Origin of the sequence: Leifsonia sp. Root1293 (genome assembly GCF_001425325.1) — a bacterium.
Classification (GTDB): Bacteria; Actinomycetota; Actinomycetes; order Actinomycetales; family Microbacteriaceae; genus Orlajensenia.
Genome location: NZ_LMEH01000001.1, coordinates 2,091,075 through 2,105,907, shown reverse-complemented (window position 1 = coordinate 2,105,907; position 14,833 = coordinate 2,091,075). Strand labels below are relative to the sequence as shown.

Annotated in this window: 17 protein-coding genes and 1 tRNA gene; 9 read left to right on the top strand and 9 right to left on the bottom strand. The window is 67.3% G+C overall.

The window, feature by feature from the left end:
* Nucleotides 1–51 precede the first annotated feature (51 nt).
* Complete coding sequence (locus ASC59_RS10025) at nucleotides 52–1,032, bottom strand: pirin family protein (RefSeq protein ID WP_055821613.1); 981 nt, start codon at nucleotides 1,030–1,032, stop codon at nucleotides 52–54.
* A 59-nt stretch (nucleotides 1,033–1,091) separates the two neighbouring features.
* Here ASC59_RS10025 and ASC59_RS10020 point away from each other — a divergent pair, with 59 nt between their 5' ends.
* Complete coding sequence (locus ASC59_RS10020) at nucleotides 1,092–1,553, top strand: hypothetical protein (RefSeq protein ID WP_055821609.1); 462 nt, start codon at nucleotides 1,092–1,094, stop codon at nucleotides 1,551–1,553.
* Between the two features lie 45 nt (nucleotides 1,554–1,598).
* On the opposite strand, the gene ASC59_RS10015 is transcribed toward ASC59_RS10020, so the two are convergent.
* Together ASC59_RS10015 and ASC59_RS10010 are read right to left on the bottom strand one after the other, a co-directional pair.
* The gene (locus ASC59_RS10015; protein ID WP_055821606.1) at nucleotides 1,599–1,829 is read right to left on the bottom strand and encodes a helix-turn-helix domain-containing protein; all 231 of its coding nucleotides are present in this window, start codon (nucleotides 1,827–1,829) and stop codon (nucleotides 1,599–1,601) included.
* The gene (locus ASC59_RS10010) at nucleotides 1,829–2,446 is read right to left on the bottom strand and encodes a DUF2975 domain-containing protein (protein WP_055821603.1); all 618 of its coding nucleotides are present in this window, start codon (nucleotides 2,444–2,446) and stop codon (nucleotides 1,829–1,831) included. Before ASC59_RS10010 ends, ASC59_RS10015 begins: the two co-directional genes overlap by 1 nt.
* 196 nt (nucleotides 2,447–2,642) lie before the next feature.
* Here ASC59_RS10010 and ASC59_RS10005 point away from each other — a divergent pair, with 196 nt between their 5' ends.
* The 4 genes from ASC59_RS10005 to ASC59_RS09990 all read left to right on the top strand — a co-directional run bounded on the left by ASC59_RS10005 (nucleotide 2,643) and on the right by ASC59_RS09990 (nucleotide 7,005).
* Entirely contained in the window at nucleotides 2,643–5,168 is a 2,526-nt protein-coding gene (locus ASC59_RS10005; protein ID WP_055821600.1) for an ATP-dependent Clp protease ATP-binding subunit, read from the top strand.
* Between the two features lie 87 nt (nucleotides 5,169–5,255).
* Complete coding sequence (locus tag ASC59_RS10000; protein WP_055821597.1) at nucleotides 5,256–5,762, top strand: amino-acid N-acetyltransferase; 507 nt, start codon at nucleotides 5,256–5,258, stop codon at nucleotides 5,760–5,762.
* 130 nt (nucleotides 5,763–5,892) lie between these two features.
* A complete protein-coding gene (locus tag ASC59_RS09995) occupies nucleotides 5,893–6,534 on the top strand; it encodes a hypothetical protein (RefSeq protein WP_055821593.1) in 642 nt (213 codons plus the stop codon).
* Nucleotides 6,535–6,567: 33 nt separating this feature from the next.
* Nucleotides 6,568–7,005, top strand: a complete 438-nt coding sequence (locus ASC59_RS09990; RefSeq protein ID WP_055821591.1) for a hypothetical protein — start codon at nucleotides 6,568–6,570, stop codon at nucleotides 7,003–7,005.
* 5 nt (nucleotides 7,006–7,010) lie between these two features.
* Here ASC59_RS09990 and radA read toward each other — a convergent pair whose 3' ends face one another.
* Both radA and ASC59_RS09980 read right to left on the bottom strand, forming a co-directional pair.
* Nucleotides 7,011–8,435, bottom strand: coding sequence for a DNA repair protein RadA (gene radA / locus ASC59_RS09985; RefSeq protein ID WP_055821589.1), 1,425 nt, complete (start codon nucleotides 8,433–8,435; stop codon nucleotides 7,011–7,013).
* 144 nt (nucleotides 8,436–8,579) lie between these two features.
* Nucleotides 8,580–9,734, bottom strand: a complete 1,155-nt coding sequence (locus tag ASC59_RS09980; RefSeq protein WP_055821586.1) for a N(5)-(carboxyethyl)ornithine synthase — start codon at nucleotides 9,732–9,734, stop codon at nucleotides 8,580–8,582.
* A gap of 112 nt (nucleotides 9,735–9,846) precedes the next feature.
* Between ASC59_RS09980 and ASC59_RS09975 the strand changes: the two genes are divergently transcribed.
* The 3 genes from ASC59_RS09975 (at nucleotide 9,847) to ASC59_RS09965 (ending at nucleotide 11,629) form a co-directional block, all read left to right on the top strand.
* Nucleotides 9,847–9,936: transfer RNA gene (locus tag ASC59_RS09975), tRNA-Ser, on the top strand.
* Nucleotides 9,937–10,021: 85 nt separating this feature from the next.
* On the top strand, nucleotides 10,022–10,678 hold the full coding sequence (locus tag ASC59_RS09970; protein WP_055821583.1) for a hypothetical protein: 657 nt from the start codon (nucleotides 10,022–10,024) through the stop codon (nucleotides 10,676–10,678).
* Nucleotides 10,679–10,801: 123 nt separating this feature from the next.
* Complete coding sequence (locus ASC59_RS09965; protein ID WP_055821578.1) at nucleotides 10,802–11,629, top strand: DUF4397 domain-containing protein; 828 nt, start codon at nucleotides 10,802–10,804, stop codon at nucleotides 11,627–11,629.
* Here ASC59_RS09965 and ASC59_RS17380 read toward each other — a convergent pair.
* Nucleotides 11,592–11,891 (bottom strand): hypothetical protein, encoded by a 300-nt coding sequence (locus ASC59_RS17380; RefSeq protein ID WP_055821575.1) that lies wholly within the window; start codon nucleotides 11,889–11,891, stop codon nucleotides 11,592–11,594. The two genes, ASC59_RS09965 and ASC59_RS17380, sit on opposite strands and share 38 nt — an antisense overlap.
* On the opposite strand from ASC59_RS17380, the gene ASC59_RS17015 reads away from it, so the two are divergent.
* Nucleotides 11,890–12,294 carry a class F sortase gene (locus ASC59_RS17015; RefSeq protein ID WP_235492650.1) on the top strand — a complete coding sequence of 135 codons (405 nt, stop codon included), beginning with the start codon at nucleotides 11,890–11,892 and terminating at the stop codon, nucleotides 12,292–12,294. The genes ASC59_RS17380 and ASC59_RS17015 overlap by 2 nt on opposite strands.
* On the opposite strand, the gene ASC59_RS09950 is transcribed toward ASC59_RS17015, so the two are convergent.
* The 3 genes from ASC59_RS09950 to ASC59_RS09940 all read right to left on the bottom strand — a co-directional run bounded on the left by ASC59_RS09950 (nucleotide 12,291) and on the right by ASC59_RS09940 (nucleotide 14,818).
* The gene (locus ASC59_RS09950) at nucleotides 12,291–12,908 is read right to left on the bottom strand and encodes an HdeD family acid-resistance protein (RefSeq protein ID WP_055821569.1); all 618 of its coding nucleotides are present in this window, start codon (nucleotides 12,906–12,908) and stop codon (nucleotides 12,291–12,293) included. The two genes, ASC59_RS17015 and ASC59_RS09950, sit on opposite strands and share 4 nt — an antisense overlap.
* 68 nt (nucleotides 12,909–12,976) lie before the next feature.
* Complete coding sequence (locus tag ASC59_RS09945; protein ID WP_055821566.1) at nucleotides 12,977–13,372, bottom strand: DUF7144 family membrane protein; 396 nt, start codon at nucleotides 13,370–13,372, stop codon at nucleotides 12,977–12,979.
* 90 nt (nucleotides 13,373–13,462) lie between these two features.
* Nucleotides 13,463–14,818: a M20/M25/M40 family metallo-hydrolase gene (locus ASC59_RS09940; protein WP_055821563.1), complete on the bottom strand. Its 1,356-nt coding sequence runs from the start codon at nucleotides 14,816–14,818 to the stop codon at nucleotides 13,463–13,465.
* Nucleotides 14,819–14,833 lie beyond the last annotated feature (15 nt).

The following is a 14,833-nucleotide window of genomic DNA, read 5'->3' as shown; positions in this document are numbered from 1 at the left end:
GGCGGTCGCTTCGCTCGGCCCTCTGCGAGCGGGCCATGGGCGATCCGGTCGCTACGACCGCGGCTTGAGGCGCACCGTCGGCATCTCGGGCGCCGGAAGAGCGCGGCCGTCGTAGTCGACGATGCCGAAGCGGCCCCCGGGATCGCCGTGGGTGATCGCATCCGTCTGCCAGTCGCTCCGGAACTGCTGGATCTCGTCGTGCGTTCGGCCGATGAAGTTCCACCACATGATGAAGCGCTCTGCGAACGGCTCTCCGCCGAGGAGCAGCGCCCGGGCGCCGGCCTCGCCCGCCGTCACCGTCACGGTAGTGCGTCCGGGAGACAGGTAGGCGAGCTCGGTGCGTGCGACCTCGACGCCGTCGACCGTGAGAGGCCCGACGTCGACGAGCAGGCCGTGCTCGAAGTCGGGGTCGAGCGGCAGCTCGGCGCGTCCGAACAGCGGAAGATCGAGCTGGGCGCCGAGCAGGGGAGTGAAGACCGAGGCGTCGGTCGTCACTCCGGCGATGTCGCCGACGAACACCTGCAGGTCGGCATCCGCCACCGAGACCGCCACAGCCGTGTGCCTCTCGAAGAACGGCTCTCCGTGGCGGGCGTCGTCGGGAAGCACGATCCACAGCTGCACCCCGTGCAGTTTCGTGGCGTCGCCGAGCGACACCTCCGAGTGCGAGATGCCGCGGCCGGCCGTCATGAGGTTGAGCTGTCCTGGATGGATGCGTCCCAGGGTTCCGACACTGTCGCGATGTTCGATCTCGCCGCCGAACAACCAGCTGGCCGTCTGGAGTCCGGTGTGCGGATGCGGCGGCACGACCATGCTGTCGGAGTCGCCCGGCCCGTAGTGGTCGGCGAAACACCACGCGCCGATGGTGGGGCGGCCGCGCTGCGGCAGAGTGCGGTGCACCTTCATCGCCCGAGGCCCGCCGAGCGGCACCTCCCGCGCCTCCAGAATCTGCACGTCGTGGGCGGCAGTGTCGAGGGCTGCGACGGCCGGCTCGTCGAGGATGAGCTCGGCCGGGTGCTTCTCCAGATTGCTCATGGGGAGAGCCTATTGCGCTCGCCTTCCCGAGCATCAGCACCCGAGCGTAGGCTGGCCGCATGTTCAGCGCCCGGAGCCTCGCACGGCTCGCCGCATCCGTCGCCGTCATCACGACGGGGCTGGCGCTCGCGGGCTGCAGCGGTGCCGGATCCGGCGGCGGCAGCGGCAGCAGCGGGGCTCGGGGCAGCGCTGCCGTCGAGAACTTCGCGGGCGGCCCGAAGGGCGTCGTCGACCGTGGGGAGAGCGCGCTGGCGCCCTACGCGTCGTGGCTCGACAGCGGCGAACAGATCGCATTGACCCTCTACGGCAGCTCCGGATGCCCGCCGATCGGCGAGAGGATGCGGGTCGCGTCGTCGAACTCGCTGGTGGTGTCCGTCGTCCCCATCCCACCGGACAAGGCCTGCACCGCCGACTACGCGCCCCACACCACCGTCTTCGCGACCCCTGAAGACGTCACGACCGACTCCGACGTGAGCATCCGGGTCGACGACCAGAGCATCACGCTCAAGGCGATGCGCTGAGCCCGAACCGGGAGCGAGCTGTGATCCGCCGGGCGGTGGCATCCGTCACCGTCGCAGCACGAACAACTCGCCGATCTCGCAGTCGAGAGCCCGGCAGACGGCCTCGAGGGTGGAGAACCTGATGGCGCGGGCCCGATCGTTCTTCATCACGCTGAGGTTGACGACGCTCACGCCCACGAGCTCGCTCAGCCGGGTGAGGGTCATGCCGCGGGCGGCGAGCAGTTCGTCGAGCCGGCAATGCACCGCCCCGGAGTCCGGGGTTCCGGCCGGGGCCATCAGACGAGGCCGTCGGTGTCGCGTTGGAGGCGCTCGCCGACCCCGAACACCGTCGCAACGAGCGCGACCACGAACGCGATGATCACGAGATCGAACGGCGCCACCGAGATGACGACGTTGTCGAAGGTGCGGTCGCTGATTCGAGCGAAGGCGCCGTTGGCCGCCATGTTGCCGAAGAACGGGACCAGGAAGTACCCGGCGATGCCGAGGAAACCGGCGGAGGTGACGAGCACGGAGTTCGTGCGGCTGAAGACGGTGCCGACGGCCATGTTGCGGATGAGCCAGATCAGGCAGACGACGACTCCGACGACGGACGCCGCGAGCACCAGTTGCTGGATGACGATCGCCGCAAGCGATGCGTCAGGAAGGGACGGCGCCGTGACGATGGCCTGGTCGAGCTCGACGGCCACCTCGGCGCCGTCGGGTCCGATGGGGGCCATGGCCTGGGTTCCGGAGAAGGCCGCGAGCACTGCGACGTCCTTGTTGGGCAGCACCTCGATGATCCGAGCGATCGCTGTCCACACCGCCCAACCGGCGATCGCCACTCCGGCCACGGCGAAGGTCCAGAGGCCGATCCTGTCGCCCCGGCTCGGCCTGTGCGTCTCGGTGATGGTCACGATGCACTCCTAACGATTATCGATAACAACGATAATCGATACGTTAGGCGGCTGGATCGCGGATGTCAACGGGCGAGCACTCAGCCAGTCGTCAGGGTCCGTGCGCCGAGGGCGAACACCGCCATTTCGCTTCGGATCGCTGGCTACTCTCTTTCTATCGGCACCGCATCCGCGCGTGGCGCCGAGAGGAGTAGAGATGTTCGAGAGATTCACCGACCGAGCTCGTCGTGTCGTCGTTTTGGCCCAGGAAGAGGCCAAGATGCTCAACCACAACTACATCGGGACCGAGCACATCCTGCTCGGCCTGATCCACGAGGGTGAGGGCGTCGCCGCGAAGGCGCTCGAGTCGCTCGGCATCTCGCTCGACGCCGTGCGCGAGCAGGTGCAGGACATCATCGGTCAGGGCCAGCAGCAGCCCACCGGTCACATCCCGTTCACGCCGCGTGCCAAGAAGGTGCTGGAGCTCAGCCTCCGCGAGGCCCTCCAGCTCGGCCACAACTACATCGGGACCGAGCACATCCTGCTCGGCCTCATCCGCGAGGGCGAGGGCGTCGCAGCCCAGGTCCTCGTGAAGCTCGGCGCCGACCTCAACCGCGTGCGCCAGCAGGTCATCCAGCTGCTCTCCGGATACCAGGGGAAGGAGCAGGTGCAGGTGGGTGCCAACGAACAGCAGCAGGCGCAGGGTGGCTCGCAGATCCTCGACCAGTTCGGTCGCAACCTCACGCAGGCCGCCCGTGACGGCAAGCTCGACCCGGTGATCGGGCGCGAGAAGGAGATCGAGCGCGTGATGCAGATCCTGTCGCGCCGCTCCAAGAACAACCCCGTGCTCATCGGTGAGCCCGGTGTCGGAAAAACCGCCGTCGTCGAGGGCCTCGCGCAGGCCATCGTCAAGGGCGATGTTCCCGAGACCCTCAAGGACAAGCAGCTCTACTCGCTCGACCTCGGGTCGCTCATCGCCGGCAGCCGCTACCGCGGTGACTTCGAGGAGCGCCTGAAGAAGGTCACCAAGGAGATCCGCACCCGTGGCGACATCATCGTCTTCATCGACGAGATCCACACGCTCGTCGGAGCAGGTGCAGCCGAGGGCGCGATCGATGCCGCCAGCATCCTGAAGCCGCTCCTCGCACGCGGCGAGCTGCAGACCATCGGCGCCACCACGCTCGACGAGTACCGCAAGCACTTCGAGAAGGATGCCGCTCTCGAGCGTCGCTTCCAGCCCATCCAGGTGGCCGAGCCGTCTCTGCCCCACACGATCAACATCCTCAAGGGACTCCGCGACAAGTACGAGGCGTTCCACAAGGTGTCCATCACCGACGGTGCGATCGTGTCGGCTGCGAACCTCGCCGACCGCTACGTGAGCGACCGCTTCCTGCCCGACAAGGCCATCGACCTGATCGACGAGGCCGGCGCTCGCCTGCGCCTCTCGATCCTGTCGAGCCCGCCCGAGCTGCGCGAGTTCGACGAGAAGATCGCCGTGGTTCGCGCCGCCAAGGAGACCGCGATCGAGGACCAGGACTTCGAGAAGGCCGCGTCGCTGCGTGACGAGGAGAAGAACCTTCTCGGCGAGCGTCTGCGCCTCGAGAAGCAGTGGAAGTCGGGCGACGTCAAGACCACAGCGGTCGTCGACGAGGGCCTGATCGCCGAGGTGCTCGCGCAGGCCACCGGCATCCCCGTCTTCAAGCTCACCGAGGAGGAGTCGAGCCGACTCGTCTTCATGGAGAAGGCCCTGCACCAGCGCGTCATCGGTCAGGAGGAGGCCATCTCGGCACTCGCCAAGACCATCCGACGCACCCGCGCTGGCCTCAAGGACCCGAAGCGCCCCTCCGGCTCGTTCATCTTCGCCGGCCCGACCGGTGTCGGAAAGACCGAGCTCGCCAAGGCCCTCGCCGAGTTCCTGTTCGACGACGAGGCAGCCATGATCTCGCTCGACATGAGCGAGTACGGCGAGAAGCACACCGTCTCGCGTCTGTTCGGTGCTCCTCCCGGGTTCGTCGGATTCGAGGAGGGCGGCCAGCTCACCGAGAAGGTGCGCCGCAAGCCGTTCAGCGTCGTGCTCTTCGATGAGATCGAGAAGGCGCACCCCGACATCTTCAACTCGCTGCTCCAGATCCTGGAGGAGGGACGCCTGACGGATGGCCAGGGTCGTGTCGTCGACTTCAAGAACACCGTGATCATCATGACCACCAACCTCGGCACGAAGGACATCTCCGGCGGACCCGTCGGCTTCCTTCTCGAGGGCGACAGCGCCACGGACTACGACCGCATGCGCGGCAAGGTCAACGACGAGCTCAAGAAGCACTTCAAGCCCGAGTTCCTCAACCGTGTCGACGAGATCATCGTCTTCCCGCAGCTGAACAAGGCCGAGCTCCTGCAGATCGTCGACCTGTTCGTGAAGCGTCTGAGCGAGCGGATGCTGGACCGCGACATGACCGTCGAGCTCACGGTTCCGGCCAAGGAGCGCCTCATCGAGGTCGGCTTCGACCCCGCTCTCGGTGCCCGCCCGCTGCGTCGCGCCGTGCAGCACGAGGTCGAGGACCGCCTGTCGGAGAAGATCCTGCACGGCGAGCTCGGCTCGGGCGACCACGTGCACGTCGACTTCATCGCCGGCGAGTTCGTGTTCACCACCACGCGTCGCGAGGTGCCCGCCGGTGTGGGCATCAACGCCGGTGCATCCGTGGGCACGGGTGGGGTCACCCCCGACCTCGCCATCACCGCGGACTGAGAGCATCATCAGCGAGGGGTCGGGCGTTCGGGTCGCCCGGCCCCTCCTCTCGTTAATGCTGCACGGCGGCCTCGTTAGGCTGGGGTCGTGACCGACTTCTCCGTGCGCCGTGCCCGCACGAGCGACATCCCCCACATCGCCAGGCTCGTGGAGCCCCTCGTGCAGAGCGGCATCCTGTTGGGCAAGGAACGCGTCGTCCTGTACGAGTCCGTGCAGGAGTTCCGCATCGCCGAATCCGCGGATGGCGAGGTCGTCGGCTGCGGTGCACTCCATGTCATGTGGGAGGACCTCGGAGAGGTGCGCACCCTGGCCGCCGCCCCCGAGTGGCTCCGTCGCGGCGTCGGGCACGCCCTGCTCGACGTTCTCGAGGACGACGCGCGGGAGCTCGGCCTCTCCAGGCTGTTCTGCCTGACCTTCGAGGTGCCGTTCTTCGAGCGGCACGGCTTCGAGGACATGGGCACCGAGACCGTCGACCCGGCCGTCTACGCCGAGCTGGTGCGTTCCCGCGACGACGGCGTCGCCGAGTTCCTCGACCTCGCCCGTGTGAAGCCGAACACCCTGGGCAACACGCGCATGCTCAAGCAGCTGCGCTGAGGTCGTGGCGTGCCCGGGTGAGCGCCCTCCGTCGATCTGAGCGGATGCTGCGCCGGCGTGTTCCTGAGAGGGTGGCGGCTCGCCGCAGCGCCTCACCCCCGGTCGGGGCGCGGGTGCCTACCCTGTCGGTATGTCGACGCTCAAGCATCCAGTCGGCCCCCAGTCGAGCAAGGTGTACTGGCGCCGGCGTCTCGTAGTCGGTCTCGGCCTGATCGCCGTGATCGTCGCCATCATCCTCATCGTGGTTCGCCCCGGATCCAGCTCGGGCCAGCCCAACGATCAGAAGGCTCCACAGGCCGTCTCGACCAGTTCCGAGAAGCCAGCCGCCGATGCCACGGCCATCCCGACGGATGCTGTCGATGCGAAGGGCGTCGCGTGCAAGGACGATGACCTCGTGGTGAAGGCCGTGACGGACCTCGAGGCCTACGCGGCCGACCAGAAGCCGCAGCTCACACTCAGCCTCACCAACACCGGATCGAAGCCCTGCGTCGTGAACGCCGGCAGTTCGCAGCAGGTGTTCACGATCACCAGCGGCGACGAGGTCTACTGGCTGTCGACCGACTGCCAGAAGGATGCCGTCGACGCGGAGGTCACGCTGAAGCCGAACGTACCCATCGGGTCGGCGGCGCCGCTGACCTGGGATCGCACTCGGTCGTCGGCCGACAGTTGCGACGGTGACCGCGAGGTCGTGCCAGCGGGTGGCGCCTCCTACAAGCTGACGGTGACCCTCGGCAACGTGACCAGCGAGCCCACGCAGTTCCTGCTCGACTAGGGCGGCGCGCGCGGCTGCTACTACCCTTGAGGCATGCCATCAGCGTCTCCGAAGAAGCCCAAGAAGTCCGCGAAAGCCGGTGCTGCCGGTGCTCCCGCCTTCCGCTCCCAGGCCCTCGCCGAGGCTCTGGAGCACCAGGACATGGCGGCTGTCGCGCTGGCATTGCGCAATGGAAACACCGTGGTGCCGCTGCTGAAGCCGGGCCCGCGCGACAATCCTCTCGACGGCGGCGAGGTCTGGACCTATCGATCGCCCGAGACGGGGGAGGTCGCCCTGCTGCTGTTCAGCGACGCGGCGAACAAGCCGGCGAACCTGCCGCCCGCCGTCGGTCTGCAGTCTCCGGTCTGGCTCCGCGCATTCCTGGGCGCCAACGCCGAGCTGATCACCACTGTGTTCTTCGACATCGCCGGACCGCATCCGATGCAGGCCACCCCGGCTGAGATCCTGCGCGCTCTCGACGTCGAGGCCTGAACGTCCTAGAACGACCCGCTGAACTCGCGCTCCCACTCGTCGCGCTGGGCGGCTCGACGCTCCGCGGCACGTGCGTCTGAGGCATCGGATGCCGATGGTCCGGCCAGCCGCAGCCTGTCGAGGGCTGCGTGCACACTGCCCACCTCGGCGTCGAGCACATGGGTGAACCCGAGGCGGCGTGCCTCGGATGCCCGCTGCGCGGCCGCGGAGACCGGGCGCACCTCGCCCGCCAGGCTGATCTCGCCGAACGCCGTGAGCTCGTGGGGCACGGGGCGCTCGCTGAGCGCCGAGGCTATGGCCACGGCGATGGCCAGGTCGGCGCCCGGCTCGGTGAGCCGCACCCCTCCGACCGTGGAGATGTACACGTCGTGCTCGCCGACACCCTTGAGGCCTGCTCGGCGTTCGAGCACGGCGAGGATCATGGCCACCCGCGAGGGATCGACGCCGTTCATCACGCGCCGCGGCTGCGGGCCTGTCGCCTTGACGACCAGTGCCTGCACCTCGACGGGCAGCGCCCGTCGCCCTTCGAGGGCGACGGTGACGCAGGTTCCGCTGACATTCGTCGAGCCGCGGCTGAGGAACAGACCGCTCGGGTCGGGCACCTCGGCGATGCCGTCTCCGGTCATCTCGAAGCAGCCGACTTCGTCGGTGGGGCCGAAGCGGTTCTTGAGGGCTCGCACGAATCGCAGGGCGGTCTGGCGGTCGCCCTCGAAGTGGCAGACCACGTCGACGAGGTGCTCGAGCAGGCGGGGGCCGGCGATCGAGCCGTCTTTCGTGACGTGCCCCACCAGGAGGATCGGCAGCTCGCGCTCCTTGGCCAGTCGCACGAGTGCTGCCGCGACCTCGCGCACCTGTCCGGGCTGGCCGGCGAGGCCATCGGACAGTGAACTCGACACCGTCTGCACGGAGTCGACGATGAGAAGCTGCGGCTCGACGGCATCCACCTGACCGAGGATGGTGCCGAGATCGGTCTCCGACGCGAGGTAGAGGTTCGGAACGAGCGCGCCCGTGCGGGCCGCGCGCAGCCTCACCTGGCTCACCGACTCCTCGGCGCTCACGTAGAGCACCCGCTTTCCCGTGGCTGCAGCGCGTGCGGCGACCTCGAGCAGCAACGTGGACTTGCCGACACCGGGCTCCCCGCTCAGCAGGATGGCCGCTCCGGGGACGACGCCGCCGCCGAGAACCCTGTCGAACTCGCCGATGCCGCTCGGCCACCGGGTGATCTCCATCTCGGCGGTGAACTCCGTGATCGGACGGGCCGCGCGGCCTGCAGAGACGGCGACGGGCTTGACAGCGCGGGCGTTGCCGCCAGCCTGTTCAGCGGCATCCGTCACGGTTCCCCACTGCTGGCACTCGCCGCAGCGGCCGGCCCATTTCGCCGTCGTCCATCCGCATTCGACGCAGCGGTACGCGTTGGTGGATCGGGCCATGCGGCGAGCCTAATCGGGCCCGACGACACTGCCGGATGCCGCTCCGCTGCACAACTGCATCCGTGGACGAAGCGGCGTGTGGGGGAGCGGCATCCGGCACCGAAGGATGGGACGGAGTCGCTGGCCGCCCGCGAGCGCCGGTCGTCAGCCAGCCGGGAGGTAGGGGTATTCGCTCGAGCGCCCCTGGAACTCGAGGATGGCGTCGTTGCGCACGCGTCCGGCCTCGATCTCGATCGCTCGGCGGATCGTGTCGGATGACGCCCACGAGTCCGGACCCTCCATGACCGTGCGGAGGAACGGCATCAGCGCCTCGCTGATCTCCCACGTCGCTGAGTTCCACAGGAACGACGGGCTGTGGTCGACGGCGTAGTAGTTCGTCGATTCGCCGACCGTGAACATCGGGTCGTCGAAGGTCGTCGGCCGCGCCCAGCTGAAGCCCATGCCGGCATCGATCGAGACGTCGACGATGAGGCTGCCGGGCCGGAACTCGTCGAGGTCCTCCTCACGCAGGTAGGTGAGGGGCGCGTTCGGGTCCTGCAGCGTGCAGTTCACGACGATGTCGTGGGCAGCGAGGAACGGGGCGAGTGCCACGGGGCCGTCCTCGGTGTTCACAGTGCTCTGGAACGGCGAGTCGGGGTCGTGCTCGAACTGGATGATGTCGACAGAGGGTATGGGCGAACCGACGGCAGCCGTGTCGCGGTTGGTGAGCACCCGCACATCGTGGATGCCGTGGGCGTTCAGCACGGTGACGGCTCCACGCGCCGTGGCGCCGAAGCCGATCACCACGGCGCTGAGGCGGCGCCCGTAGTCTCCCGTCGATCCGCACAGCTGCAAGGCATGCAGAACGGAGCAGTATCCGGCCAGCTCGTTGTTCTTGTGGAATACGTGCAGGCCGAAGCCGCCGTCGCTCGTCCAGTGGTTCATCGCCTCCCACGCGATGAGGGTGAGGCCCTTGTCGATGGCGAACTGCGTCATCTCGCGATCCTGCACGCAGTGCGGCCAGCCCCACAGGGTCTGCCCGTCGCGCAGCTCGGCGAGGTCCGACGCCACCGGCTTGGGGAGCACGATCACGTCGGCAGCCTCGATGATCTCCTCGCGGGAGGCGATCGCTCCGACGAAGGGAGCGAGGCCCGCATCCGGAATTCCGAAGCGCTCGCCGTAGCCGGTCTCGAGCATCATGTTCGCCCGCAGGTCGTCGTCGATGCGTTCCAGGTGCGATGGGTGCAGCGGAAGCCGATTCTCATGGAGCTTGCGCGAGGTTGCCATAACGCCGAGGCGGAGGAGGGGAGAGGCGGTCATGTGCGAAGGCTACGCCACCCTGTGCGGTGCTGATCAGGCTTCTGGCGAACGGATGCCGCTGACCACGTGACTCGATTCGCGCAGAAGCCCCCGCTCAACTAAACTCCTTCTCGGTACCGTGTCCGAGCGGCCGAAGGTGCAACTCTCGAAAAGTTGTGTGGGTGAAAGTCCACCGTGGGTTCAAATCCCACCGGTACCGCCATGCGTAAGGCCCCGACTCCCCGAACCCCGGAGGAGAAGGGGCCTTTGCTTTCCCCATCACTGCGGTATCGGCAACGGATTGGCCCATGTTTCGCTACACGCAGACCGATCACGGCCCGATGCTCGAGGGTTCCTCGGGTGAGCGCTTGAAATCACTCCTCGTCGAGTACGAGAGCCTTCTCCACGAGCTGGGAGGACCCGAGAACACCGGAATGCGGCCGGGGGTGCCGAGAGAGATCACTCAACTCGCTCTCGCGCAGCGAGGCCTGAAGCCGGTCGAGGAGATCCTGGTCTGGTTCGAGTGGCACGACGGGATCCAGAGGGGCGCCACGCGCCCCCTCGGCGACTTCCCTCCAATGGTGTTGGCTTCGCTGGCTGAATCGCTGGACCGCTACGACGAGGCTCGAGTTCTTCTCGAGCACGCATACGAAGATGAGATGGACTACTCCTTCGTGGCTTGGGGTGCAGGCGAAGGATGGCTGCGGCTGGAGAATGAGGGCATGTCGGTTGCGGTGGACTGCACCGGCGCGCCGGACGTCCCTCCTCGGGTCCGGCGCACCACACCCGATTTCGACTACCCGGGCACCGAGGGATGGAACCGCGCGACCTCTCTCTGTACCCCCGTCGCGAGATGGATCGAATCCGCCCGCGACGGAGCATTCACCTGGGATCCTGACATCGAGATGTGGCGGATCGACGAAAGTCTCTTCAAGTCGGATCTGACCCACTCACGGCTCGGATAGGTCGTCCGGCTCAAGTCAAGGTTGAGGTGCGGATTACCCCGCAAGTGCATCCGGATGTCCCGTTCCGGCGGAAGTACCGAGTGACAGCACTTCTCCGCCTTCGGGCCCTAGATGGAGGTAACAATGCGCACAACGATCATCACCGCCGGCATCGCCGCCGGCGCTCTTGCTCTTCTGGGAGTCGCCGCCCCCGCACAAGCCGCCGACGGCGACGCTCAGCTATCCGTCCTGCACGGCGTTCCCGACGTCACCGTCGACGTCTACGTCAACGGCGCACTGACGCTCGACGACTTCACCCCGGGGTCGTTGGGCGGTCCGCTTCCGCTCGCTGCGGGAACCTACTCTGTCGCCATCACCGCCTCGGACGCCGCTGACGCATCCGACCCCGTGATCGGGCCGATCGACCTCACGCTCGAGTCGAATTCCAACTACACGGCCGTGGCCCATCTCGGGGAGGACGGTACGCCGACCGCGACACTATTCACCAACGACGTGTCGACTCTCTCGGCAGGCGAGGGACGCCTGACCGTCCGCCACGTGGCTGCGGCTCCTGCCGTGGACGTCCTGGCGGGTGGAACTCCGGCCATCTCAGGGCTCACGAACCCGAACGAGGAGGTTCTGACCCTTCCCGCCGGCGTGATCTCCGCATCCGTCGCCGCAGCCGGGACGACCGAGCCGTTGATCGGTCCGGCCGACGTGAACGTGGCCGAGGGCGTCAACACCATCGTCTACGCGTGGGGAAGCCTCGACGACGACAACCTGGATCTCGCCGTGCAGACCATCGGCGACCTGCACTCGAACCCTGAGGGAATCCCTGCCGGCTCGGCGGGTCTGGTCGCCACCAACCAGCCGTTCGATCCGACGGGACTGTGGCTGGGCGCGTCCGCACTGGTTCTGCTGGCCGCTGCCGTCGTCACCGCCGCAGTGACTCGCGCAAAGGCGAGGAGCTGACGGACAACGTCAGGAGCGTCGCGACGAGACGAACCTCTCTCGTCGCGGCGCTCCTCTGCGCGGCCGCCCTGACCGGATGCGGTAGTCCGTCTTCGCCATCGGCGGCGGTTCCGTCGGCCGCGACGGCGACGGCATCGCCCACGCCCACGCCGACGCCGACGACATCCGTGGCCGTGCCCGTCACCAGTGCCGACCTGGACCAGCAGTACCCGGTGGCTGCGGTTCCGGTGCGGATCCAGATTCCGGCCATCGGGGTCGACATGGGGGTCCAACCCGTGGGAACGGCGGATACCGGCGCGATGGCTCTACCGCCCGATCCCGCAGATGCCGCCTGGTACCGGTTCGGATCGTGGCCTGGGCACACCGAAGGTGCGACAGTGATCGCTGCCCACGTCGACGCCCTCGACTACGACATCGGCCCGCTCTCCCGATTGCCCGAGGCCACGGCCGGCACCGAGATCTTCGTCACCGTCGACGACGGATCGACCATGCGCTACATCGTGCAGACCGAGGGGATGGTCCGCAAGCCGGAGGTCGACTGGCCGTCCGTCTTCGACAGGAACGGGCCACCCCGATTGGTGGTCGTCACGTGCGGCGGTGAGTTCGACTACGAACGACGGGTGTACCTCGACAACGTCGTCGTGACCGCCATGCCGGCGGACTAGGCCTCTACTCCCGTTTGACCGGAGCCTCTACGGCCGAAGGTGAATGCGCGCACGATCTGCATGATCCCGAGCACGATCAGGGCAACGCCGGTCACGAGGAACAACAACCGGGCGCCCCACACCGGTGCGAAGAGCAGTGCGATGCCGGCGAGGATGCTCACTATGGCGATCACGACCGCCCAGCCCTTCGATGGAGCATCGCTCAGCTGCACCAGGGTCGCTATGCCCTCGACGATCCACAAGACGCCGATCACGATGCCGAGGAAGCCGGCGAGGAAGGCCACGGTTCCCGAGAGGTTGGCGAAGGCGAGCCCGGCTCCGACCAGGAACAGCACACCGAGACATGCGTCCAGAGCCCTCGCCGCACCGCTCAGACCCCGCGCCGTGATCCCGACCACCACGTAGACCACTCCGGCGATGACGAAGTAGACACCCAGCAGGACGGCGATCGTCGTGGCCGCTGCCTCCGGCTGGAACGTGATCAGCAGGCCGACGATGAGTGCGACTGCTCCGCCGATCCCCAGCGCTGCTCGGATCGAGTTCACGGCGGTCCTGCTGAGCGCAGCAGAGTCGAGCGAGAAGACGCTGAGGGCTGCTCCGGATTCCTGCGACATCTCATACCTCCAGGTGCGAATGGCGATCCGCTGCCTCCGGGAGTGACAGGCACTCCCGGAGGCGACGGTCAGTCGGCGATCTCCCGTCCGTGGGCGCTGACCGCGTAGATGATGAGAACGTCGATCGCGATGACGATCACCGCCCACCACGGTTGGGCAGGAATCAGCAGCATCTGGCCGATGGCGCTGAGGGAGGCGGCGATGATCGCGACGACTCGAGCCCAGGTGGCGCCGGTGAACAGCGCGAGCCCGACGAGGACCAGCACCGCGCCGATGATGAGGTTCCACCACCCCCAGCCGGTGAGGTCGAACAGGAACAGGGTGCCGTTCTCCACGGCGTAGTAGTAATTCGATCCGATCAGGGCGACGAATCCCTGGATCAGGCTGAACACTCCGCTCAGGATGAGGATGATGGCCGCGAATCCGACCCACCCCGTCCAACCGCTTCTCGTTGTCTCGGCCATCGCACTCTCTCCTTCTATTTGCCTGCCTGCAGACCCTCCGCCGGCGGGTATGTGGCTGGAACTCACCGGTCGGCGAGTCCACAGCGCTGCTCATACGGATCGGGTGGTCGATGCGGCGAACTCGCGGATGAACAGAGTCTGGGCGACGATCATGCGCTCGATCTCGGCCGGGTCGACGGACTCGTCCGACGCGTGGATGCGCGACTTCTCGGTGTCCTCCACTCCCCACAGCACGATTGCGGCGTCGGGAGCGACCTTCTTGAGCGAGGCCACCAGGGGGATGGATGCGCCACTGCCGATCGATTCGACCGGAGCGTCGTATGCCGTCGTCAGAGCCTCCTTCGCGGCGACGATCGCCGCGTGGGACTCATCGACCTCGAACGGGTTGCCCACCTTCACCCGCTCCACGACGACCTCGCAGTTCCACGGCCGCTGCGTACGCAGATGGGTCATCAGTGACTCGAGTTGAGCGTCGGCATCCGACCCCGGAATGACCCGCATGGAGAGCTTCGCCGTCACCTCGGGCAGCAGCACATTCGACGCCTCGGCGGTGTTCGGGAGGTCCATGCCGAGCACTGTCACGGACGGCTTCATCCAGATCCGGTCAGACAACGACCCTGTGCCGAGGAACTCGACGCCCGGCAGGATCGAGGACCCGTCACGGTAGACGTCCTCGTCCATATCGGCTCCGCTCCACGCTCCGCTCGCCACACCCGGGATGACGGTGTCGCCGCGCTCATCGTGAAGGGTGTCGAGGATGCGGATCATCGCTGTCATCGCGTCGGGGGCCGCGCCGCCGAACATGCCGGAATGCACGGGATTGGCCAATGTCCGCACGGTCACTGTGCACGCGACGTCGCCGCGGAGCGCAGTCGTCAGCCCTGGCCTGCCCACGCGCTGCGGGCCGATATCGGCGATCACGTAGGCGTCGGCCTCGAACAGGTCGGGGTTGGCTTCGACGAATCCCTCGAGGTGGGAGATCGTCTCCTCCTCCCCTTCGACGAGGACCTTGATCGTGCAGGGCCAGGAGGAGGCCAGCAGCTTGAGGGTCGCCCAGTGGATGACGAGTCCCGACTTGTCGTCGGCGGCACCGCGGCCGTAGATGCGGCCGTCGTCCTTGGTCATCGGCTCGAAGGGTTCACTGGACCACCCCTGACTCTTCGGGGCCGGTTGCACGTCGTAGTGCGCGTACAGGAGCACTGTCGGCGATCCCTCCGGGCCGGGGATGCTCGCGTAGACGCATGGGTAGCCATCCGGAACCGGGAGCAATCTGGCGTCATCGGCGCCAGCAGACGTGAGCAACTCGACGACGGCCTCACCCATGCGGTGCACGGGGTCGGGGTCGAAACCGGGGAATGCGACGGACGGGATGCGCACGAGATCCTCGAGCCGCTGGATCACCTCCGCCATCAGCGGTGCGGCGTCGACCGTGGCTGCATCAGACATGTTTCCTCCTCCTTG